We start from the raw sequence: 22,996 nt of genomic DNA, 5'->3' as shown, positions 1-22,996 counted from the left end.
TTTGTCTTACTTTTTTGTGCTCGCGCGTGAATCTTTGAGATAAAGCGCTATTTCTACCAGCAGTGCTGCTAGAAGATAGCTGCCAAGTACGGCTAGCTGGTAAAATTTCTCTTCAATCAGCTCGTTGCGCTGCAGCAAAATGACCCCACCTAGAAAGAGCATCGCCAACAGGGAGAACCACTGCTGGGAAAAACGCCAATTGCTGACACTGGCTGTACTGCGCTTGGTGCGAAAGCCGAAGATATAATTGGGTTCTTCTCGGTAAAAGAATCGGAAGACGATGAAAAAAATACCCGTAAAAATCAACAACAAAAGGCCAATATCGATCGAGATCACTTCCTTTCAAGCGAGGTTTGTTGGGAAAATCAGCGAATAAAGAGGATTATCTATTTATTGTACTCGCTGTAAAGGGTTCTATGAAGGGGAACTATTGAAAAAATAGATAGTTTTGCGTAAATAAAAAGGGAGGGCGCTATAAGTCGCCATCCCTTTTTCAATTATCCGCGTTGAAATGGTCCTTTTGGTGCAATCAGTTCAAGATTGGTACCGTCTGGATCTGTAAAGTAGGCAACACCTGTCCCGAACCCGCTTTTTAAACCATCTTGTTCTTCAAAAACGATTGGGGTACCGTCAGGTTCAACCCCGATGGCTTTTAGACGAGCAACGGCTTCATCAATATTTTCGACTTCAAAACAAAGATGCATGGCACTGATTTGCTCATTGGAATAGCTAGCTTTGTTGGATTTTGGTTCGACGTATTCTAAAAGGTCGATGTTGAGATTGTCTAAATGAAGATTGGCGTATTTGATCAATGTATCCTCTAAACCTTGCGTTTGCGCCATTCGTTTGCCACCGATCGTATCTTGATTGGCGATTTTCTTTCCAGTTAATGCTTCATAAAATTGGATGGAACGTTCGAGATTGCTGACGGTGATTCCCACGTGGTTCACCATTGAAAATCCTGTGTTTGTGTTTGTCATTCTACTTCCTCCTAAGGTTTTGTTTAGTATATAGTGTGATTAATGAAAATCGAATGTGTCTGGATCTGGACCCACTCGCAGGTCCTCATTTAATGTGTTCAAGCGGGCCATTTCCTCTTCTGATAAACGGAAATCAAAAATCGCTGCATTGGCAATCATTCGCTCAGGGTGTGTCGATTTGACATTGACTAAGATTCCTTGTTGGATAGCCCAGCGTAAAAGCACTTGTGCCGCTGATTTTTGCTGTGCATCGGCAATCGCCAAGACGGTGTCATCTTTCAGCAGTTTGCCTTGCATCAAAGGTGACCAAGCTTGGATCGCAATCCCCTTTTCAGCACAAAAGTTCCGCAGGTCATGCTGCGTCAGTTTGGGATGCAGTTCGATCTGATTGACGACAGGAACGACCTTAGCAACGGCCAATAATTGCTCCAAGTGATGAATCTGGAAGTTGCTGACCCCGATTGCTTTGATTTTTCCTGCAGCATACAAGTCTTCCAATGCGCGCCATGACTCTTGAAATGCCTGATTTCCCGGCCAATGGATCAAGTACAAGTCGAGATACTCGAGGTTTAAGCGGGCCAAACTTTCATTGAAGGCGTGGATCGTTTCATCATAAGTTAAATGATCGTTCCAAAGTTTGGAAGTGACAAAGAGTTCTTCACGAGCCAGCCCCGTTTCTTGTAAGCCTTGTTTGATTCCTTCCCCTGTTCCTGTTTCATTGCCGTAAATAGCCGCCGTATCAATCAGGCGATACCCATTGACGATGGCCTGTTTCACGACCTCTGCTGTTTCAGCTTCAGGGATTTGAAAGACACCTAACCCCAAACCGGGGATTTTACTGCCATTGTTCAGTGTAACGGTATCCGATAATTTTTCGATCATAAAAACATCTCCTTTATTTTTTTCTGTAATCATCATATAATGAGGAGGTAAGGTTGTATAGTACGTACTTTTTTGTTTGATACACACCTTTTGGTAACTTTTGTATGTTAGCAAACATGATGAGGTGAAAAAAATGGAAGAAAAAATTTATAATATTGGTGTAGAAGCAACAATGGATGTCATCGGCGGGAAATGGAAACCAATCATTCTTTGTAATTTACGCCATGGGGCATTGCGTCCTAGTGATTTACGGCGGAAAATTCCTGGCATCAGTCAAAAAATGTTGACGCAGCAATTGCGGGAATTAGAAGAGTCTGATATCGTTACCCGTAAGTCCTATAATCAAGTACCACCCAAAGTTGAGTATTCCTTGAGTGAATATGGAGAAACGTTAGGCGGCTTATTGGATACCCTTTGCCAGTGGGGGACGATGCACGTCGCCGCGCTGCAAGACAAAGGAGAGCAAGTTACTTTGTTAGAACAAGAAGAAGCGATGGTCTAGCAAAGGGCAAGTGGCATGAGAAAAGGCCGGCAGAAACCATTGGTTTCCGTCGGCCTTTTTAGGTTATGCTTGTTGGATCAATTCTAGAATGCCTTCAGTATTCATGCCGCTGTAATGATTGACAGGAAACGACAGGCGTTTGATGCGCGGTGGGATAGCTTGTTGGATCATTGGATCTGTTAAAGAAAGCAAGGGGTCGACCAAAACGATTTTTTCTTGCGAAAAACGATAACTTGCTAGTCGTTCCGGTGCCAGAACCGTCACGCTGATTTGATCCTCAGAAAGCATTTGGATGTTGCGGGCAAAAATTTTAATCAAACTTCCAGCCAAAGTAGAACGATCGATGAAGACGACTTTTTCCAAAATGATTCTCCTTGTTAATCAATATAGTTAATTAAGTATATTAATTAACTGGTGCTTTGTAAATAGGAACATGGGGGAAATAACAAAAAAGCCGCAAAAGAATTTTCTTTTGCAGCTTTTGGTTCATCTATAAAAAGGTCTGAATCTTTTTTCGGTTAAATCACGATCACGGGTGTCCCGACTTCGGCTTGGCTGTACAATTCTTTCATGACGCCTGGCGGAGTATTGATACAGCCGTGAGAGCCGCGGGTTTTCCAAAGATCACCACCGTATTCCGTTTGCCAATCAGAATCATGGATTCCGACACCCGTCCAATCAATCGGCATCCAGTAATCAACAGGGGACGCATAATCTTCACCGGTCAAGGTTGCATCTTCTTCTTTGTTCCAGACATAGAAGACACCAGTTGGCGTTGGTGTAGCTGGTTTCCCAGAGATAATTTTCGTATCTAGCACCAGCTCGCCATCTTTGTAATACCACATGTGTTGGTTTTTCAAATCAACTTCAATATACGTGTTGCCAAATAACGGGCTGCCAGCATCGGTGCTTCCTTGAGCAATCGGTGTGCGGGTGAAGTCTTCGCCGGCTTTTAATGCCTCGATCAATGCTTCTGTTTCCGCATCGGTTTGGATCGTCCAGCTGAGGGTGCCGGCTGGAACTGTTACTTCGCCTTGTTTGGTACTCTTGAAGGTCGAAGAATTGGTGCTGGTGTTGTATTGCTCACCGATCGAAGCGACATAGCTTCTTACTTTGTCTTCGTCGATCGTGGTGTTGCCATCTTTGTAAGAGAGCCAATCCATGATCGATTCTCTTGGAATTTGAAACGTGTTTCCGTTGATCGTATAATTGCCGGTTACTTTGGCGATTTTATTCAACGAATCCATTTCTTTGGTTAGATCAGGATCATCAGCGGTCACACTTGGTTTTGTGATGTAATCGCCGAGATTTAGTTCCTTTTCGCCGCTGACGATGGCTTCTTGTAAGTCAGCCACTGCTTTGTCCACATCAATGGCATCGCCGTCAACTTCTGGTTTGATAGAAAAACCGTCTTCGCCTTTTTTCAATGTTGCATCGGCAGACTTGGTGCGATCCTCATTTAAAGTTTCTAGTTCCTTTTGAATCGTGTCTGTTTCGCTGTTTAGCGTATCTTGATCTACCGAGAGATTATCCAGTGTTTTTTCTTCTGTAGCAGAAACGTAAGCCATTCCCCAACTCCACTGGTTCTGTTCATCTTTTAACGATTGTAGCTCATCGGTGAAATCCGTCTGTAAACCAAATTGAGCAAGGTTGATTGTCTTCCATTCGCTATCGCCTTCTTTGATGGTGAAATCTTCTTGCGAATAGCGGTCATGCAGCAGAGCATTGGCCTCAGCGACGGTTTTGTTGCTGATATCGATGCCCTCAATTTCAGTCTTTGGTAAAAAACGGTTTGCATAATATGTACTTCGGTAGGTATAGCCGCCAGCGATCACTACTAATAAAGCAGCCACAACGATCAGAACAATTTTCTTGGTATTGTTCTTGGCGTCAGTATGTTTGTTTGAACGAGTCATTCAACTACTCCTTTTTTCTAATGGCATAATAGATAATAACGCTTAAATCATACCATATTCCCCCAGGAAAGCGAATATGGCAAATGAAACTTCCATGAAAAATAGAAAATTCTTAAACTATCTTTAGCTAAGCTGTAGAAAAGCATTTCATTGCATAAAAAAACTGAACGAACCGGCAGCAGGTCATCTTGATCAAATTGTTCTGAAAAAGAGTAAGCTGTAAGGTTCGTTCAGTTGCATGGTTGATTAGCTAAACGAAGTGAAAGAAATTATTGATTGTCTTCTGCATCTAGTTTTGCAAAAGCTTCATCAAGAATATCTTTTAATTGTTTTGCAGAAGCGGCCATCCGGTCTTTTTCCCCATCCGTCAATGGGATCTCAATCACTTTTTGGATCCCTTGGGCGTTGATGACTGCAGGCGCACCGATGTACAAGTCGTTTAAACCATATTCGCCATTCATATACACAGATAGTGGTAAGACAGCATTTTCATCGTCTAAGATCGCACGAGTGATCCGTGCTAAAGCTACTGCGATCCCATAGAAAGTCGCACCTTTTTTCTCGATGATGGTGTAGGCTGCATCACGAACGCTGAAGAAAATGTTGACCATGGCTTCTTCATCGATGTCTGGGTTATTTTTGACCCATTCATAGATTTGTAGGCCAGCTACGTTGGCATGAGACCAAACAGGGAATTCTGAATCGCCGTGTTCCCCTAAGATATAGGCATGGACGTTACGGGCATCGACATCGACCAATTCAGCCAATGCTTGACGGAAACGGGCAGAGTCTAATGAGGTACCTGAACCGATAACGCGTTCTTTCGGGAAGCCTGAGAATTTCCAAGTAGAATAAGTCAAAATATCGACTGGGTTTGCTGCAACTAAGAAAATTCCGTTAAAGCCTGAATCAACGATTTGGGTAACTACTTCCCGGTTGATTTTCAAGTTTTTATGAACCAAATCTAAACGGGTTTCGCCTGGTTTTTGAGGCGCACCAGCAGTAATAACGACTAAATCAGCATCATGCGCGTCTTCATAAGAAGCGGCATAGATTTTTTTAGGGGAAGTAAAGGCCAAAGCATGGGACAAGTCAATTGCGTCGCCTTCTGTTTTTGCTGTATTTATATCAATGATTCCGACTTCTTGCGCAATGTTTTGGGTCACCAGCGCAAACGCGTAACTAGAACCAACCGCACCGTCTCCAACAAGAATTACCTTTTGGTGATCTTTTTTGTTCGTTTTTGCAGTCATCTGTGTATCATTCCTTCCGCATAATTGTTTTACTCGCTATCATCCTACCATTTTCAAGTATATTTGTCATGTGATTTGCACAACAATATTACACAAAATATCACTGTTTCAGTTGTAAATGCTTTCTTTGTTATTACGTCAAAAAGAAGATATACCAACGTTTTATTAAGATTCGTTAAGAAAGATAAAAACTGAGCAAGAGGACGCCACCATAACAGTCCATTTCGTGTTATAATTACCTAAGCAAAAGAACTGGGCGCATTTGTGTGCCCAGTATTTTGTGTTTGGATAAGAAAACCGATAAAATAGATGAAGAATCAGCTTGAAACTAGAAATAATGGAGCGTAACTAAAAAATGAAAATGATTGTAGGCTTGGGAAATCCCGGCAAAAAATATGAAAAAACCAAACATAATGTTGGCTTTATGGTAGTGGATGCGTTGGCACAAAAGTACCAAGCAACCTTTAAAAAGTCGGCTTTTGAAGCAGAGGTGGCAGAGTTTTTCTTGAAGGGTGAAAAAATTCTTTTGGTCAAACCGCAAACCTTCATGAATGAATCGGGTCGTGCGGTAGGTCCGTTGATGACCTATTTTGGCATCTACCAAGAAGAATTAGTGGTGGTCTATGATGACCTTGATTTAGCATTAGGGAAAATCCGCTTGCGCCAAAAAGGCAGTGCAGGTGGCCACAATGGGATCAAGAGTTTGATCGCTCACTTGGATTCGACAGTCTTTGACCGTATCAAAATTGGGATCGATCGGCCGCGTCCGGGACAAACCGTGGTCAATCATGTGCTGAGTCCTTTTGCAAAAGACGATCTGCCGATCGTTTTACAAAGTATTGATAAAGCGGTCGAGGCAAGTAGTGATTACTTGACCAACGGCGACTTTCTTGCCACAATGAATCGATTTAACTAAGGAGGGCCGAGATGGATTTAATTGAATTAATAAATAAAGTGCCGACAGTGGCGGCTTGGCATACAGGTTTACGTGAACAGGCCCCCCGGCAATTATTGACCGGTCTAGCTGGATCGGCAAAAACATTAGCGATCACCGGTGTGTATCAGGCATTTCAAAAGCAAGTGATCGTGGTGACACCAAATCTCTATTATACAAATCAACTAGCCGAAGATCTGCGTAATGTGACGGAAGATGTCTATGTTTTTCCAGTGGATGAAGTGTTGTCAGCCGAAATGGCTTTTTCTTCACCAGAAGCACGAGAAGAACGAGTGGCCGCGCTGAATGCTGTTTCGCAAGGGAAAACCGGGATCTATGTGTTGCCGGTGGCGGCTTTGCGAAAGTATTTACCTGAAAAGAAAACCTGGTTAGCCAACCAATTCCAATGGCAGATCGGCGATGAGATCGATTTAGAGTGTTTGCCGCAACAATTGATCTTGATGGGTTACGAACGGCAGTCAATGATTGGCAAACCCGGCGAATTCAGTATTCGTGGAAGCATCCTCGATATATACCCATTAAATGCCGAATACCCCGTACGGATCGAGTTGTTCGATGTGGAAATCGACTCGATGCGTTCTTTCAACGTGGAAACGCAACGCTCAGTGGAAACGCTGCAACAAGTGGCTATTTTACCCACTACTGAATTAGTTTTCTCAGCGGAAGATTTAGCTGCGGGGCAAAAGCAGTTGCAAGAATTATTGAACAAGCGGTTGGCAGTCACCAAAGAAGCAACCGATCGTGCCTTTTTAGAAGACTATTTCGGCCAATTGGCCTCCCAGTGGCAAGCGGGGATTCCTGGTGAAAGTGCCCGTTATTACACGGATTTGCTGTATCGTCAGCAAACAAGTGTCTTAGATTATTTTTCTGAGGATGCCTTTTTAATGATCGATGATTATGCCCGGATCATGGAGACCAATCGTGAGATCGAACGGGAAGAAGCGGAGTGGCATACCCAAAAATTAGCGGAACTGCGGGTCTTTTCTGAACAGCAATTCGGGATCGATGTCCATCAGCTACTACAAAAAGAAACCTTTGTGACCAGCTTCTTTTCTTTATTCCAAAAAGGAATGGGGAACATTCGCTTCCAAGCGATCCATCAATTCCAATACCGGCCGATGCAGCAGTTTTTCAGCCAAATGGGTCTCTTGAAAGTTGAGATCGATCGCTGGGAGAAGCAGCAGCAGACGGTGATTTTCCTGGTCAGTGACCAAGAACGGGCCAAGAAGTTAGAGCAAGATCTGCGAGATCATGATATCTATGCCGTGCAGACGCAACAAGACCGCCTGTTTACGGGACGCACCCAAATCGTGGTGGAACGTTTGCAAAGCGGCTTTGAAATGCCGCAAGACAAGCTAGTGGTGGTTACGGAAAAAGAAATTTTCCAAAAGATGAACAAAAAAAGAGCCCGCCGGCAAAATGTCACCAATGCGGAACGGCTCAAAAGCTACAATGAGTTAAAAGCGGGCGACTATGTCGTCCATGCGAATCATGGGATCGGGAAGTACATCGGCATGGAAACCTTAGAAGTCGATGGCGTCCACCAAGATTACATGACGATCTTGTACCAAAACGAAGACAAGCTCTTTATTCCAGTCACCCAACTGAATTTGATTCAAAAATATGTGGCTTCCGAATCGAAAACACCGAAAATCAATAAATTAGGTGGCAGCGAGTGGGCGAAGACCAAGCGCAAAGTGACGGCTAAAATTGAAGACATCGCGGATGATTTGATTTTATTGTATGCCAAACGCGAATCAGAAAAAGGTTATGCCTTTCAACCAGACGATGCCTATCAAAAAGAATTTGAAGATGCTTTTCCGTATTCGGAAACCGATGATCAACTGCGCAGTACGGCAGAGATCAAGCGGGATATGGAAAAAGAAAAACCGATGGACCGCTTGTTAGTCGGAGATGTCGGTTTTGGGAAAACAGAAGTGGCGCTGCGGGCTGCTTTTAAAGCAATCAAAGAAAGCAAACAAGTGGCTTTCTTAGTGCCGACAACGATCTTGGCGCAGCAGCACTATGAAACGATGGTCGATCGTTTTGAAGGGTTCCCCGTCAATGTTGGGGTGCTGAGTCGTTTTCGGACGAAAAAACAGCAGAATGAAACGATCGAGCAAGTGCGCAAAGGGCAAGTCGATATTTTGGTGGGGACCCACCGATTATTGTCAAAAGATGTTGAGTTTGCCGATTTGGGCTTGTTGGTGATCGATGAAGAACAACGTTTTGGGGTCAAACACAAAGAGCGCTTGAAACAACTGCGTTCGCAAGTCGATGTGTTGACGTTGACAGCAACGCCGATCCCACGAACATTGCATATGTCGATGCTGGGGGTGCGGGACCTATCTGTGATCGAAACACCACCGGAAAATCGTTACCCGATCCAAACCTATGTGATGGAGATGAATCCAGGAGCGGTGCGAGAAGCGATCCAACGGGAGATGGCCCGGGGAGGGCAAGTGTTTTATCTCTATAATCGTGTCGATACGATCGAGCGAAAAGTCGAAGAACTGCAGGCGTTAGTGCCTGATGCACGAATCGCTTATGCCCACGGGCAAATGACCGAGATCCAATTGGAAAATACGTTGTTTGACTTTATTGAAGGCCAATACGATGTGTTGGTGACAACGACGATCATTGAAACCGGTGTGGATATTCCCAATGCCAATACGTTGTTTGTAGAAAATGCCGATTACATGGGGCTTTCGACGTTGTATCAGCTGCGCGGCCGTGTCGGACGGAGCAATCGAGTCGCCTATGCGTATTTCATGTATGAACAGCAAAAAGTGTTGAACGAAGTCAGTGAAAAACGACTACAAGCCATTAAGGACTTTACGGAGTTAGGTTCAGGATTCAAAATCGCGATGCGCGATCTTTCGATTCGGGGAGCGGGAAATCTATTGGGGGCGCAACAGCACGGCTTTATCGATGCAGTCGGGTTTGACATGTACTCGCAAATGCTGTCGGAAGCAGTCACTCGTAAGCAAGGGAAAAATACCCAAACAGAGAAAACGACCGTTGAGATTGATCTGGGGATCGATGCCTACTTGCCGACTTCGTATATTGAAGATGAACGGCAAAAAATCGAGATCTACAAACGAATTCGTGAGCTGGAATCCCAAGAAGCAGTCGATGAACTTCAAGATGATTTGTTAGACCGTTTTGGAGAATACCCTGTTGAAGTGGCGCACCTCTTAACGGTGGGCGAGATCAAGATGAACGGCGATCGTGCCTTGTTAGAAACTATCCGTAAGCAGCAACAGACGGTGTCATTTACTTTGAGTAAAGTCGGCACGAAAAATTATTCGGTGGAGCAGCTGTTTGAGGCATTAAAAGCCACTAAATTAAAAGCCACGATGGGTGTCGATCATGAGCAAATGACCATCAAATTACAGATTCCGCCAGTGATGAAAGAAAGCACCTGGCTATTAGAAATCCAAGATTTTGTCAAAGCATTACGGGAACAAAAATACGCCAGTCAAGGCTAGAAAGGAACCAGAGGGATGCCGAAATCACAATTGAAGCGTACGATGGAAGGGGCGTTTATTTTAACGATCGCTTCCTTTATCGCAAAAATCTTAAGTGCCGTTTATCGGGTCCCTTTTCAGAACCTGGTAGGGGACGAAGGGTTTTATGTGTATCAACAAGTCTATCCGATTTATGGATTGGCAATGACTTTGGCGTTGTCAGGTTTGCCACAGTTTATCTCCCGTATTGTCGCTGAAGAACCCGATCCTTTGAAAAGCAAGGAACGGCTGCAAGCTTTGACGCCTTATGTGCTTTGGTCGGCGATCGGCTTATGGGCTATGACCTTTTTATTTGCCGGTCCAATCGCGCAAGTGATGGGGGACTACCAACTGTCAGGCTTGATTCGAGTCGTTTCCTTTACCTTCTTGTTTGTCCCACCTTTGACCTTTTATCGAGGAATGTTTCAAGGGAATTTACAAATGGTGCCAACCGCAGTTTCCCAAGTCGTAGAGCAGCTCCTTAGAGTCGGGGTGATTTTAGGTGCTGCGGCAGCTTTCCAGCAATTGGGTTGGACGGTTTATCAAACGGGGACTGTCGCCATGATGGGTGCCTTAGTCGGGGGGCTTGCGGCGTGGTGGATTTTAAGTTACTATAGCCGACAAATCAACGGCAAACGCTTATCGTTATGGCATAAACCAGTCACTAGTATAGGAGAAAACACTGCTGTTTTATCAGCCTCTTTGAAAAAACGGTTCTTCTTAGAAGGCGGTCTGTTGACGATTTATAGCGGCTATTTGATCTTGTTCCAGTTAGCGGATTCGTTTTTGTTGACCAATGCACTGGAAGCAGGTGGGTTGACGGCACAAGCAGCTCGGATTTCGAAAGGGATCTATGATCGAGGACAACCCCTCGTCCAACTAGGTCTTGTGGTGGCGATGGCGCTAAGTTCGACGTTTTTGCCAACATTGACCAAGTATTTGACGGTAAAAAATCAGCAGCTGTTTGAAAAGTCGGCAAAAATGTATTTACGCCTAACAATCGGGATTGCTTCGGCTTCCGCCGTAGGCTTAGCGATTTTGCTGCCTTATATCAACTTTGCCTTATTCAAAGACGGATCTGGCAATGCGGCGCTAGTATTGTTTGTCTTTTCCATCGCTCTGATGGCGACAATTCAAGCTTATCAAAGCATTCAACAAAGCCGCAGTACCTATACCTTCGGCTTGATCGCTGCGGGGATCGGTCTTTTGGTTAAATGTCTATCGATGTGGCCGCTGACTGCTTCTTATGGGACTGCAGGAGCAAGTATCAGTACGCTGTTGGGGTTAGGAGCGACCTTATGCTGTTTTGTGGTTTCCGAACAGCGTCGAGCACAAAGTAGCATCAATCGCTTTTGGTATGAAGGAAATTATGGAAAAAAATTATTTATTTGTTTAGGGATCATGGCAAGCGTGCTATTCTTATATTATAGCTTCGTGGCGATCTTATTGAACGGTCCTTTGACCCATCGACTACAGGCGCTGCTTTTTTGCCTAGGCGGTGTCGGTCTGGGAGGCGCAGCCTTTATCGGGGCAGCGATCAAAATCAAATTGTTAACGATTCGCGAATGGCTGTTAGTTCCATTTGGAAAGAAACTATTAAGAAGAGGTGAAAAACATGAGATTAGATAAATTTCTTAAAATCTCCCGCATCATCAAGCGTCGCTCTGTGGCCAAAGAAGTGGCAGACAAGGGACGCATTCAGATCAACGGCAAATTAGCCAAGTCAAGCAGTGACGTCAAAGTAGGCGATACTATGCGCATTCAATTCGGGAATAAGGTCTTGGAAGTAAAAGTTAATGAATTGCATGAATCGACGAAAAAAGAAGACGCTGCAAAAATGTATGAGATCGTTTCAGAGGAAAGAATCTCAGAAAATGCTTGATTTTTACGGCATTTTCAGTTAGACAAGCTTTGCGGATGTTGGTATAATGTAAAAAACAAAGACAGCGACGGGAGCGAGTTCAGGTGGCAAAAGAATCAAATAGAAAAATAGAACTATTGCAGACCGATTATGCGAAAGAGCAATTTGCCAAGTTTGAAAAAGAGCGGCGGCAAGTCGTGTTTCGCCGACGTCGGCTGGTGGCGTTTTTCGTAGCGGCATTAGCGATATTTGCGATCGTAGGCATTCAGATGTTCAACGATCAAATGCGCCTGCAAAAGCTAAAGGAATATAAGGCGGAAACAGTCGCTGAACAAAAAGAAGCTGAACAAAAAGTGGCTTCGTTGGAGCGGGATGTTGCCTTACTGAAAGACGATGAATATGTAGCGAAATTGGCCCGGAGCCGATTCTTCTATTCAAAAGATGGCGAAAAGATCTATCCGGTCTTGCCGGACGGAACGGATTCTCAGAGCACGAATGAAGACTCTTCACAAAGCGAGCAAGAATCATCATCCACAGAGTCACAAGATTAAGCAATGTCATACCTACTCAGCGCAGTAGTTTGAATTATTTTAAATGGGTAAAAATTAGGAGGAACATTTTTTATATGTCAATCGAAGTTGGAGCGAAACTAAAGGGCAAAGTGTCTGGTATTACAAATTTTGGTGCGTTCATTGATCTTGGTGAAGGGAAAACTGGTTTGGTGCATATCAGTGAAGTATCAAACGGATTCGTCAAAGACATTCACGACGTGTTGTCTGTTGGGGATGAAGTGACAGTACTTGTTACGGCAATCGGCAACGATGGGAAAATTGGACTATCGATCCGCAAGGCAGAAGATAAGCCGGAAGAAAAACGTGAATACCCGAAAAAAGAATTCAATCGACCAAATCCGAAAAAATCTTTTTCACGCAATCAAACTACGAATGTAAATAAACAAGACTTCGATTCATTGATGAGTTCTTTTCTAAAAGATAGTGATGATCGTCTTTCATCATTACGTCGAAATACAGAAGGAAAACGCGGTGGCCGCGGCGGACGCCGTAACTAAACATGAATAGCAAGTTGGAAAAAGCTGGAACAAAACTGTTGGTTCGTTTTGTTTCAGCTTTCTTTCTTGTGGGTCTACCGAAAGAAAAGGAGGTCATAAGATGGTCATTCAAACCGTTCGAGGGCAAATCGCTGCTATCGATCCGGAAAAAAAACGCCGCTTTTTGCTGGCGGTATCGACGGGCGTCGACTCCATGGTCTTGTTGCAGGTCTTTTGTCAGTTGTTTCCCGAAATGCAAAAAGAGCCATGTTTTGGCGTGGCACATGTGAACCATCAATTGCGTCCAGCATCTGCTGAGGAAGCGGCTTTTTTACGGCAGTACTGCCAGGAACGCGGCATTCCTTTTTATGAGCGGTGTTGGGAAAATCCGCCAGAAACCGGCGTAGAAGCTAGCGCTCGTGACTTTCGCTATACGTTTTTTGCCGATGTCATGTCCCAAGAAGGCTATGATGTTTTGCTGACTGCTCACCACAGTGATGACCAAGTAGAAACGATGCTGATGAAGATGATTCGAGAAGGCCGCTTGCAATCGGCTGGCGGGATGCAGCAGCAGCAGCCTTTTCACACAGGAGTCCTGTTGCGGCCGCTGCTTAGTGTCAGTAAGGCAGCGATTTACGACTATGCGCAAGCACAGCAGATTCCCTACTTTGAAGACGAAAGCAATCACGAACCGTTGTATTTGCGAAACCGACTACGCCAGCAAGTAGTGCCGGCATTAAAAGCGGAAAATCCGCAACTGCTGCCACATTTTCAACAGCTTTCTGTAGAAATGCAGTTCGCCAATCAGTTGATCCAGCAAGAGCAGCAGCAATGGTTGTCTGCGTTCGTTCAACAGCAAGCTACTCGCTTAGTGATCAATCTGCAACAGCTGCCGACGTTTTCGCCGGCGCAGCGCTATTTTTTCTATGCTGGGTTTTTGCAGCAAGCAGAAGCTTTTACAAAGCAGCCACTCAATCAAAAACAGCTGCCGCAGTTATTGCGTCTGCTAGACGAAAAGAAAGGGCAATGGCAATTGGCATTGCACAAACAGTGGCAGTTGCGGCGCAGTTATGACCAATTATTATTGGAACCTGTAGCTGTTTCCCAAAAGCCTGCAACGCCGTTGACAGAAGTCAGTCAGCGTCTGGTTTTAGGGGAGGGGATCTATCTGTCTGAAAAGGAATGGATTGGGTATTTTCCGATAAATGAACAGCATATTCCCAAAAAAATCACAAATTGGTCAGAGTTTTCCCAAGATTTACCGCTAAACTATTCCTCTGAGCTGATCGTACGTAAGCGTCAGCCCGGAGACCGAATCCGCTTGGCGCGTGGCCTGACCAAAAAGATCAGTCGTTTTTTTATCGATTCAAAAATTCCTAATGAAGAGCGAGAAAAAAGTTGGGTCGTCACAAACCTTGATAAACAGGTGATTGCCTTACTACCTCATGCATTTTCCTATTTGAGTATTGCGCCAGAAACTGATAAAATACACTACATACTTCTTTATAAATATCAGAAGTAAGAGTTGGAAGGAGAACTTTATGCTAGATAAAGATATTGAGAAAATTTTGATTTCCCGTGACGAAATCAAAAATCGTTGTGTGGAACTTGGTCAAGAATTAACGGCGGCTTATGCGGATAAAAATCCTCTAGTCGTAGGTGTACTGAAAGGTGCCGTTCCTTTCATGGCAGACATCGTTCGTGAGATGGATTGTTACTTGGAGTTAGACTTCATGGATGTCTCAAGTTATGGCAATGCCATGATTTCATCTGGAGAAGTCAAAATCATCAAAGATTTAGATACAAATGTTGAGGGCCGCGATCTTTTGATCGTTGAAGACATCATTGACAGCGGTCGCACGTTGGCTTATCTGGTAGATCTATTCAAATACCGTAAAGCGAAATCAGTGAAAATCGTGACGTTATTAGATAAGCCGGAAGGCCGTGTTGTTGAGATCGATGCTGATTATGTCGGTTTCGATGTGCCAAATGAGTTTGTTGTTGGATATGGACTGGACTATGCAGAGCAATATCGAAACTTACCTTACGTTGGCGTCTTAAAACCTAGTGTTTATCAGTCAAATTAGTGACTGTTCTAAATCAATTGTGATACAATTAAATGGTCAGGATTGATAAAACAAAATAGCCAGGGAGGTACGCATGAATAAGAAAAATAACGGTATGGTAAAAAATACCTTATATTATGTACTTGTCTTGTTGGCAATGGTCATGGTCGTTTATTTCATCTTTGGAAATGGCAATCAGCAGACCCCAACGATCGAGTACTCCACGTTTACAGAACAACTGAAAGACGGGAAGGTCAAACAATTTACTGTCCAACCCGCTAACGGTGTTTATCGAATCGTGGGTGAATACAATGAAGAACAAACTGTCAGCAATGACAACAGCTTGTCTGTTTTAGGCAATACACAGGCAAGTTCGACCCGCTTTTCAACGATTATTTTACCAAATGATTCTACGCTGAGCGAAGTCACCAGTCTGGCCTCAGCACAAGGGGTCAAAACTACCATCGAAGAAGAATCCAACAGTGGTATTTGGTTATCGCTTTTGGTTAGCTTCTTACCACTTGTGATCATCATTTTCTTCTTCTACATGATGATGAGCCAACAAGGCGGCGGCGGTGGCGGTGGCGGCCGTGTGATGAACTTTGGCAAATCAAAAGCCAAAGAAGCGGACAAAAAAGCCAACCGCGTACGTTTTTCAGACGTAGCCGGTGCAGAAGAAGAAAAACAAGAGCTTGTCGAAGTCGTGGAATTCTTGAAAGATCCTCGACGTTTCGTTGAATTAGGCGCTCGTATCCCCGCAGGTGTCTTACTTGAGGGACCTCCGGGAACCGGGAAAACGTTACTAGCCAAAGCCGTTGCTGGTGAAGCTGGCGTACCGTTTTACTCGATCTCTGGTTCAGATTTCGTTGAAATGTTTGTCGGTGTCGGTGCAAGCCGGGTGCGTGACTTATTTGAAACAGCGAAGAAAAATGCACCAGCCATCATCTTTATCGATGAAATCGATGCTGTCGGTCGCCAACGTGGTGCCGGTATGGGTGGCGGACATGATGAGCGGGAACAAACATTGAACCAGTTATTGGTTGAAATGGATGGTTTTGATGGAAACGAAGGCGTGATCGTCATTGCCGCAACGAACCGTTCGGATGTTCTAGATCCAGCGTTGCTACGTCCAGGACGTTTTGACCGTCAGATTTTAGTTGGTCGTCCAGACGTGAAAGGCCGCGAAGCAATCCTCCGTGTCCATGCCCGCAACAAACCTTTATCAGATGATGTTGATTTGAAAGTCGTTGCCCAACAAACACCAGGGTTTGCCGGTGCGGATCTGGAAAACGTCTTGAACGAAGCGGCATTAGTTGCTGCTCGTCGTAACAAGAAAAAAATCGATGCTTCAGATATCGATGAAGCGGAAGACCGCGTGATCGCTGGTCCAGCGAAGAAAGATCGGGTCATCAACAAACGCGAACGTGAAATGGTTGCTTACCATGAAGCAGGACATACCATTGTTGGGTTAGTCTTGAGTCGTGCCCGTGTGGTACACAAAGTAACGATCATTCCTCGGGGACGTGCGGGTGGTTACATGATCGCCTTGCCGAAAGAAGATCAATTCTTGATGACCAAAGAAGATATGTTTGAACAAATCGTTGGGTTGCTTGGTGGTCGTACGGCTGAAGAAATCATCTTCGGGGTACAATCAACGGGTGCTTCCAATGACTTTGAACAAGCAACTGCGCTTGCAAGAAGTATGGTGACAGAATATGGAATGAGTGACAAGTTAGGTCCAGTTCAATATGAAGGAAACCATCAAGTCTTTGTTGGTCGTGATTATGGTCAAACAAAAGCTTACTCTGAACAAGTTGCCTTTGAAATCGATCAAGAAGTTCGCAAGATTTTAATGGATGCTCATCAAAAAGCCCATGAAATCATTGAAGAACACCGTGCACAGCACAAATTGATCGCTGAAAAACTGCTTGAACATGAAACATTAGATGCCAAAGCAATCAAATCCTTGTTTGAAGAAGGCAAAATGCCTGAAGGAACCGAAAGCTCTGAGTATCCTAGTGAAAAAGCCCAAACGTTTGAAGAAGCGAAACGTGCGCTGGAAGAAAAAGATGCAGAGAAGCAAGCTGCAGAAAAACACAGTGAAGATGCACAATCAAACGATTTTGATCAACAATTGGAAGACGTTCGCCGCAATAGCGAAAGCCAACCGACTGATCAAGAAAACAAAGATGATAACGCCTAAAACAAGACGTATCAAGGCGCCGAGGGAACTCGGTGCCTTTTTGTTTCTATTTAAGAAGACTTTCCTTAAATTCAAACACATTCAGTTGAAAAAAGCGGCGCTTCCTAGTATGATTCATTAATGAATAAAAAGGAGAATCAAGATGAAGGATTATTTAGTAAAAGCACTAGCATATAACGGCTTCGTCCGGGCATACGCCGTATCGGCAACAGAGACGATCGCCGAAGCACAACGACGTCATGAAACATGGAATACTGCATCTGCTGCTTTAGGGCGAGCGATGGTGGGAAGTTTGTTATTAGGCAGTACCTTAAAAGGGGAAGACAAATTGACCGTCAAAATTCAAGGAAATGGTCCTGCTGGGGCAATCGTCGTAGACAGCAATGGCCGTGGGGACGTAAAAGGATACATAAAAAATCCGCAGATCAGTCTGCCGTTGAACCCTCAAGGAAAATTGGACGTTCGGGGCGCAGTGGGTGACCAAGGGATCTTTACCGTGATCAAAGACTTAGGGCTAAAAGAACCCTTCTCTGGACAAACACCGATCGTCTCGGGGGAGCTTGGGGAAGACTTTACTTATTATTTAGCAGTGTCAGAACAGATTCCTTCTGCTGTTGGTCTGAGTGTATTAGTAGAAACCGATGATTCGATACGGGCAGCCGGTGGCTTTATGTTACAGATCATGCCTGGTGCCAGTGAAGAGATCATTGATGCCATCGAAAAACGTTTGGGAGAATTGCCTCGAGTATCAACCTTGATCGATGAAGGCCAATCACCAGAAGAGATCTTAGCGACATTGTTGCCAGACACGACAATCGAAGTACTAGAAAAAATGCCAGTCCAGTTCCATTGTGATTGCACGAAAGAAAAATTTGCGACAGCGATCATCACCTTAGGGGCTGACGAGATCCAAGCGATGATCGATGAAGAACATGGGGCAGAGGCAGTCTGCTCGTTTTGTGGCAACAAGTATCATTTTGATGAAACGGAACTGGCGGCGTTGAAGAAAGAGGCGGAAGCGTAAGTGAAAGATAGACAGACATGGCAGATCGGCTCGGTTGAGATTCCTAACCGCGTCGTCGTTGCGCCAATGGCAGGGATCACCAATTCTGCGTTTCGTGTGACAGTCAAAGAATTTGGCGCGGGTTTAGTCGTCTGTGAGATGATCAGTGATCGAGGAATTCAACTGCGTAATAAGAAGACCCTTGAGATGCTGTTTATTGACGAGACGGAGCATCCTCTTAGTATTCAGATTTTTGGTGGGAATAAAGCATCCTTAGTAGAAGCAGCGCAATTTGTCGCAGAGAACACAACTGCCGATATCATTGATATCAATATGGGGTGTCCTGTAAACAAAATCATCAAAGCAGAAGCTGGTGCGAAGTGGCTCTTAGATCCCGACAAGGTTTATGAAATGGTTCATGCTGTTTCCAGTGCGATCGACAAGCCCGTTACCGTCAAAATGCGGATCGGCTGGGATGAGCAGCACGTCTTTGCGGTTGAGAATGCCCAGGCCGCAGAAGCAGCGGGTGCCGCAGCAATCGGTATGCATGGCAGAACCCGTGTACAGATGTATGAAGGATCGGCTGATTGGGACGTTTTGAAACAAGTGAAGCAAAGTATCACGATTCCCTTTATGGGCAACGGCGATGTCAAAACCCCTGAAGATGCCAAACGAATGTTGGAAGAAGTCGGCGCCGATGCAGTGATGATCGGACGGGCAGCCTTAGGCAATCCGTGGATGATTCACCGCACCAAGCAATACTTAGAGACAGGCGAGTTATTGCCGGAACCAACACCACGAGAAAAAATTTCGACAGCGAAACTTCATTTAGAACGGTTGGCTGATCTAAAAGGGGAAAAAATCGCTTCGCGAGAATTCCGCCAACATGCTGCGTACTACTTAAAAGGTATTTCGCGGGCAGCCAAAGTGAAGGCAGCTATCAATCAAGCAGAAGATAAGCAGACGATTTTTGATTTATTAGATGCATTTGTGGAAAAGACCGAAAAACAGCCGGTAGCAACTCTTAAGGAATAAGAAACAAATCAAGTCGATTCGAAAGTTCGGCTTGATTTTTTGCGTCATCATTGGCATTATAAGAAGGAAACCCAAGTTAAGAATGGAGGAAAACTCGTGACAGAGGAACGACAAACACAAGAAGAATTGAATGATCAAATGTTGGTTCGCCGTGAAAAGATGGAAAAACTACGGGAAGAAGGCATTGATCCTTTTGGCAAGCGATTCGAACGCACCCATAATTCTGCCGAGTTACATGAGTTATTTGATCAAAGAACCAAAGAAGAATTAGCCGAAATGAATCTTTCAGCAAGCATTGCAGGAAGAATCGTTACAAAACGTGGAAAAGGGAAGGCTGGTTTTGCGCATTTACAAGACCGCGAAGGCCGTATTCAAATATATGTACGTAAAGACCAAGTAGGGGACGAACCTTACGAAGTATTCAAACATGCAGACTTAGGTGATTTCTTCGGCGTATCTGGCGAAATCATGAAGACTGATACCGGCGAAGTGACCATCAAAGCCAAAGAAATCGTGATTTTATCAAAAGCATTGCGTCCATTGCCTGACAAATACCATGGCTTGACGAACGTAGAACAACGCTACCGTCAACGATACTTGGATTTGATCAGTAATAAAGAAAGCTTTGATCGTTTCATGAAACGAAGCCAAATCATCAGCGAAATTCGTCGTTACCTTGACGGTCATGGGTATATCGAAGTCGAAACGCCAGTATTGCATAATCAAGCAGGTGGTGCAGCGGCTCGTCCCTTCATTACCCACCACAATGCTTTAGATATGGATCTGTATTTACGGATCGCTCTTGAGCTTCACTTAAAACGATTGATCGTGGGCGGCATGGAAAAAGTTTATGAGATCGGCCGCGTTTTCCGAAATGAAGGAATCGATACGACCCATAACCCTGAGTTTACGATGCTAGAAGCGTATACGGCATATACAGATTTTAAAGATGTGATGGATCTAACCGAAGGCATTATTCGTAATGCTGCTGAAAAAGTCTTGCATACAGCAACGATCCAATACGATGGACAAGAAGTCGATCTAGCTAGCGACTTTGCACGAATCCATATGGTCGATGCAATCAAAAATCAAACAGGTGTGGATTTCTGGCAACCAATGTCCGTTGAAGAAGCTCGCAGCTTAGCGAAAGAACATCATGTTGAAATCACTGATGCCATGACTGTTGGCCATATCATCAATGAATTCTTTGAGACATTTGTTGAAGAAACGTTACAGCAGCCAACCTTTGTCTTTGGTCATCCAGTGGAAGTTTCGCCATTAGCGAAAAAGAATCCAGAAGATGAACGCTTTACCGACCGCTTTGAATTATTTATCGTTGGTCGTGAATTTGCGAATGCCTTCACGGAATTGAATGACCCAATCGATCAAAGAGAACGTTTTGAAGGGCAAGAAAAAGAGCGCGAAGCAGGAAATGATGAAGCCCATGGGGTGGATGAAGATTTCTTAGAAGCGCTTGAATACGGTATGCCGCCAACTGGTGGATTAGGGATCGGGATCGATCGCTTAGTGATGTTGTTGACCGATGCGCAATCGATTCGCGACGTTTTATTATTCCCGACAATGAGATAAAAAAACTCCGTCCACTCGCAAGAGATGGGCGGTTTTTTTCTTGTCTGCTGGATCAGGGAGAAAAACAGCGAGGAAATAGAGGGAAATACGTTAGGGCAGATGCTAGAAAACGGATTAAATGCGAACGATAAAAGCTGGATCCAATGCGATTAGACGGGTTTGTAAAAATTAAAAAAAGCCATAGAAAATGATTGACCGCAAGGGATTTAGTTGGTATATTATTACATGTGCCAAATGACTAAATGAATTCCTAAAAAGAATTGAAAAAAGTAGTTGACGCACAGCTCGACAGATGATATTATAACGAAGTCGCAATTTTAAAACAGTTAATCGATGTTGATACACCAACAAAATTAATTGAAAAAAGTTGTTGACAAATAACAAATCATTTGTTATTCTAATAAAGTCGCTGAGACAGCCGCTACGAAGTTGAAAAACAACGAGTGAAAAAAACTTTTAAAAAAAGAGTTGACAATCAAACGTCGCTCTGATATGATATAAAAGTTGCTAACACAGCGCGGTAGACCTTTGAAAACTGAACAAAGCAAGCAAACGAACCAATGTGTAGGACGTTTCAATTTATTGAAACAAATACATGCAAGCAATAGCTAGCAAAGTTAATTTTTATGAGCTTAATGACCGTATGGTCATTCAAACAAATCATTATGAGAGTTTGATCCTGGCTCAGGACGAACGCTGGCGGCGTGCCTAATACATGCAAGTCGAACGCTTTTTCTTTCACCGGAGCTTGCTCCATCGAAAGAAAAAGAGTGGCGAACGGGTGAGTAACACGTGGGTAACCTGCCCATCAGAAGGGGATAACACTTGGAAACAGGTGCTAATACCGTATAACACTATTTTCCGCATGGAAGAAAGTTGAAAGGCGCTTTTGCGTCACTGATGGATGGACCCGCGGTGCATTAGCTAGTTGGTGAGGTAACGGCTCACCAAGGCAACGATGCATAGCCGACCTGAGAGGGTGATCGGCCACACTGGGACTGAGACACGGCCCAGACTCCTACGGGAGGCAGCAGTAGGGAATCTTCGGCAATGGACGAAAGTCTGACCGAGCAACGCCGCGTGAGTGAAGAAGGTTTTCGGATCGTAAAACTCTGTTGTTAGAGAAGAACAAGGATGAGAGTAAAATGTTCATCCCTTGACGGTATCTAACCAGAAAGCCACGGCTAACTACGTGCCAGCAGCCGCGGTAATACGTAGGTGGCAAGCGTTGTCCGGATTTATTGGGCGTAAAGCGAGCGCAGGCGGTTTCTTAAGTCTGATGTGAAAGCCCCCGGCTCAACCGGGGAGGGTCATTGGAAACTGGGAGACTTGAGTGCAGAAGAGGAGAGTGGAATTCCATGTGTAGCGGTGAAATGCGTAGATATATGGAGGAACACCAGTGGCGAAGGCGGCTCTCTGGTCTGTAACTGACGCTGAGGCTCGAAAGCGTGGGGAGCGAACAGGATTAGATACCCTGGTAGTCCACGCCGTAAACGATGAGTGCTAAGTGTTGGAGGGTTTCCGCCCTTCAGTGCTGCAGCAAACGCATTAAGCACTCCGCCTGGGGAGTACGACCGCAAGGTTGAAACTCAAAGGAATTGACGGGGGCCCGCACAAGCGGTGGAGCATGTGGTTTAATTCGAAGCAACGCGAAGAACCTTACCAGGTCTTGACATCCTTTGACCACTCTAGAGATAGAGCTTCCCCTTCGGGGGCAAAGTGACAGGTGGTGCATGGTTGTCGTCAGCTCGTGTCGTGAGATGTTGGGTTAAGTCCCGCAACGAGCGCAACCCTTATTGTTAGTTGCCATCATTTAGTTGGGCACTCTAGCGAGACTGCCGGTGACAAACCGGAGGAAGGTGGGGATGACGTCAAATCATCATGCCCCTTATGACCTGGGCTACACACGTGCTACAATGGGAAGTACAACGAGTTGCGAAGTCGCGAGGCTAAGCTAATCTCTTAAAGCTTCTCTCAGTTCGGATTGTAGGCTGCAACTCGCCTACATGAAGCCGGAATCGCTAGTAATCGCGGATCAGCACGCCGCGGTGAATACGTTCCCGGGCCTTGTACACACCGCCCGTCACACCACGAGAGTTTGTAACACCCGAAGTCGGTGAGGTAACCTTTTTGGAGCCAGCCGCCTAAGGTGGGATAGATGATTGGGGTGAAGTCGTAACAAGGTAGCCGTAT

At 44.7% G+C, this 22,996-nt stretch carries 19 protein-coding genes and 1 rRNA gene (1 of these 20 running past the window's edge); 14 read left to right on the top strand and 6 right to left on the bottom strand.

Annotated features, from left to right (window positions below; translation table 11 throughout):
• Positions 1-6 precede the first annotated feature (6 nt).
• The 3 genes from IGI84_RS14535 to IGI84_RS14525 all read right to left on the bottom strand — a co-directional run bounded on the left by IGI84_RS14535 (position 7) and on the right by IGI84_RS14525 (position 1,898).
• Positions 7-336: an SdpI family protein gene (locus IGI84_RS14535; protein WP_420699050.1), complete on the bottom strand. Its 330-nt coding sequence runs from the start codon at positions 334-336 to the stop codon at positions 7-9.
• A 161-nt stretch (positions 337-497) separates the two neighbouring features.
• A complete protein-coding gene (locus tag IGI84_RS14530; RefSeq protein WP_005233337.1) occupies positions 498-980 on the bottom strand; it encodes a VOC family protein in 483 nt (160 codons plus the stop codon).
• 39 nt (positions 981-1,019) lie between these two features.
• Positions 1,020-1,898, bottom strand: a complete 879-nt coding sequence (locus tag IGI84_RS14525; protein WP_430600966.1) for an aldo/keto reductase — start codon at positions 1,896-1,898, stop codon at positions 1,020-1,022.
• Between the two features lie 97 nt (positions 1,899-1,995).
• Between IGI84_RS14525 and IGI84_RS14520 the strand changes: the two genes are divergently transcribed.
• Positions 1,996-2,364: a winged helix-turn-helix transcriptional regulator gene (locus IGI84_RS14520; RefSeq protein ID WP_077452389.1), complete on the top strand. Its 369-nt coding sequence runs from the start codon at positions 1,996-1,998 to the stop codon at positions 2,362-2,364.
• 63 nt (positions 2,365-2,427) lie between these two features.
• Here the strand turns inward: IGI84_RS14520 and IGI84_RS14515 are convergent, their stop codons facing one another.
• From IGI84_RS14515 to IGI84_RS14505, 3 genes are all read right to left on the bottom strand, one after another.
• Positions 2,428-2,727 (bottom strand): hypothetical protein, encoded by a 300-nt coding sequence (locus tag IGI84_RS14515; RefSeq protein WP_430600473.1) that lies wholly within the window; start codon positions 2,725-2,727, stop codon positions 2,428-2,430.
• 155 nt (positions 2,728-2,882) lie between these two features.
• Positions 2,883-4,280, bottom strand: a complete 1,398-nt coding sequence (locus tag IGI84_RS14510; protein ID WP_200126649.1) for a L,D-transpeptidase family protein — start codon at positions 4,278-4,280, stop codon at positions 2,883-2,885.
• 269 nt (positions 4,281-4,549) lie between these two features.
• A complete protein-coding gene (locus tag IGI84_RS14505) occupies positions 4,550-5,533 on the bottom strand; it encodes an L-lactate dehydrogenase (RefSeq protein ID WP_005230720.1) in 984 nt (327 codons plus the stop codon).
• Positions 5,534-5,888: 355 nt separating this feature from the next.
• Between IGI84_RS14505 and pth the strand changes: the two genes are divergently transcribed.
• The 13 genes from pth to IGI84_RS14440 form a co-directional block, all read left to right on the top strand.
• Positions 5,889-6,449 carry an aminoacyl-tRNA hydrolase gene (gene pth, locus IGI84_RS14500; RefSeq protein ID WP_015510502.1) on the top strand — a complete coding sequence of 187 codons (561 nt, stop codon included), beginning with the start codon at positions 5,889-5,891 and terminating at the stop codon, positions 6,447-6,449.
• An 11-nt stretch (positions 6,450-6,460) separates the two neighbouring features.
• Entirely contained in the window at positions 6,461-9,979 is a 3,519-nt protein-coding gene (mfd, locus tag IGI84_RS14495; protein ID WP_368255734.1) for a transcription-repair coupling factor, read from the top strand.
• 15 nt (positions 9,980-9,994) lie between these two features.
• Entirely contained in the window at positions 9,995-11,626 is a 1,632-nt protein-coding gene (locus tag IGI84_RS14490) for a putative polysaccharide biosynthesis protein (protein ID WP_200126645.1), read from the top strand.
• Complete coding sequence (locus IGI84_RS14485) at positions 11,613-11,879, top strand: RNA-binding S4 domain-containing protein (protein WP_005230745.1); 267 nt, start codon at positions 11,613-11,615, stop codon at positions 11,877-11,879. The genes IGI84_RS14490 and IGI84_RS14485 overlap by 14 nt, the downstream gene beginning before the upstream one ends.
• 83 nt (positions 11,880-11,962) lie before the next feature.
• On the top strand, positions 11,963-12,409 hold the full coding sequence (locus IGI84_RS14480; RefSeq protein ID WP_200126643.1) for an FtsB family cell division protein: 447 nt from the start codon (positions 11,963-11,965) through the stop codon (positions 12,407-12,409).
• A gap of 74 nt (positions 12,410-12,483) precedes the next feature.
• A complete protein-coding gene (locus IGI84_RS14475; protein ID WP_005233352.1) occupies positions 12,484-12,927 on the top strand; it encodes a S1 domain-containing RNA-binding protein in 444 nt (147 codons plus the stop codon).
• 100 nt (positions 12,928-13,027) lie between these two features.
• On the top strand, positions 13,028-14,428 hold the full coding sequence (tilS, locus tag IGI84_RS14470) for a tRNA lysidine(34) synthetase TilS (protein WP_200126641.1): 1,401 nt from the start codon (positions 13,028-13,030) through the stop codon (positions 14,426-14,428).
• A 19-nt stretch (positions 14,429-14,447) separates the two neighbouring features.
• Positions 14,448-14,993 (top strand): hypoxanthine phosphoribosyltransferase, encoded by a 546-nt coding sequence (hpt, locus tag IGI84_RS14465; protein WP_005230750.1) that lies wholly within the window; start codon positions 14,448-14,450, stop codon positions 14,991-14,993.
• 73 nt (positions 14,994-15,066) lie between these two features.
• A complete protein-coding gene (gene ftsH, locus IGI84_RS14460) occupies positions 15,067-17,175 on the top strand; it encodes an ATP-dependent zinc metalloprotease FtsH (protein ID WP_142425152.1) in 2,109 nt (702 codons plus the stop codon).
• A gap of 142 nt (positions 17,176-17,317) precedes the next feature.
• Positions 17,318-18,199, top strand: coding sequence for an Hsp33 family molecular chaperone HslO (hslO, locus tag IGI84_RS14455; RefSeq protein ID WP_430600472.1), 882 nt, complete (start codon positions 17,318-17,320; stop codon positions 18,197-18,199).
• Positions 18,200-19,213: a tRNA dihydrouridine synthase DusB gene (gene dusB, locus IGI84_RS14450; RefSeq protein ID WP_077452381.1), complete on the top strand. Its 1,014-nt coding sequence runs from the start codon at positions 18,200-18,202 to the stop codon at positions 19,211-19,213.
• A gap of 96 nt (positions 19,214-19,309) precedes the next feature.
• Positions 19,310-20,803 (top strand): lysine--tRNA ligase, encoded by a 1,494-nt coding sequence (gene lysS / locus IGI84_RS14445; RefSeq protein ID WP_005230758.1) that lies wholly within the window; start codon positions 19,310-19,312, stop codon positions 20,801-20,803.
• A 661-nt stretch (positions 20,804-21,464) separates the two neighbouring features.
• Positions 21,465-22,996, top strand: a 16S ribosomal RNA gene (locus tag IGI84_RS14440); it runs 28 nt beyond the window's last position.

Source organism: Enterococcus sp. DIV0008, assembly GCF_050542615.1.
Classification (GTDB): Bacteria; Bacillota; Bacilli; order Lactobacillales; family Enterococcaceae; genus Enterococcus_D; species Enterococcus_D innesii.
This window is presented reverse-complemented; position numbering and strand designations above follow the sequence as displayed.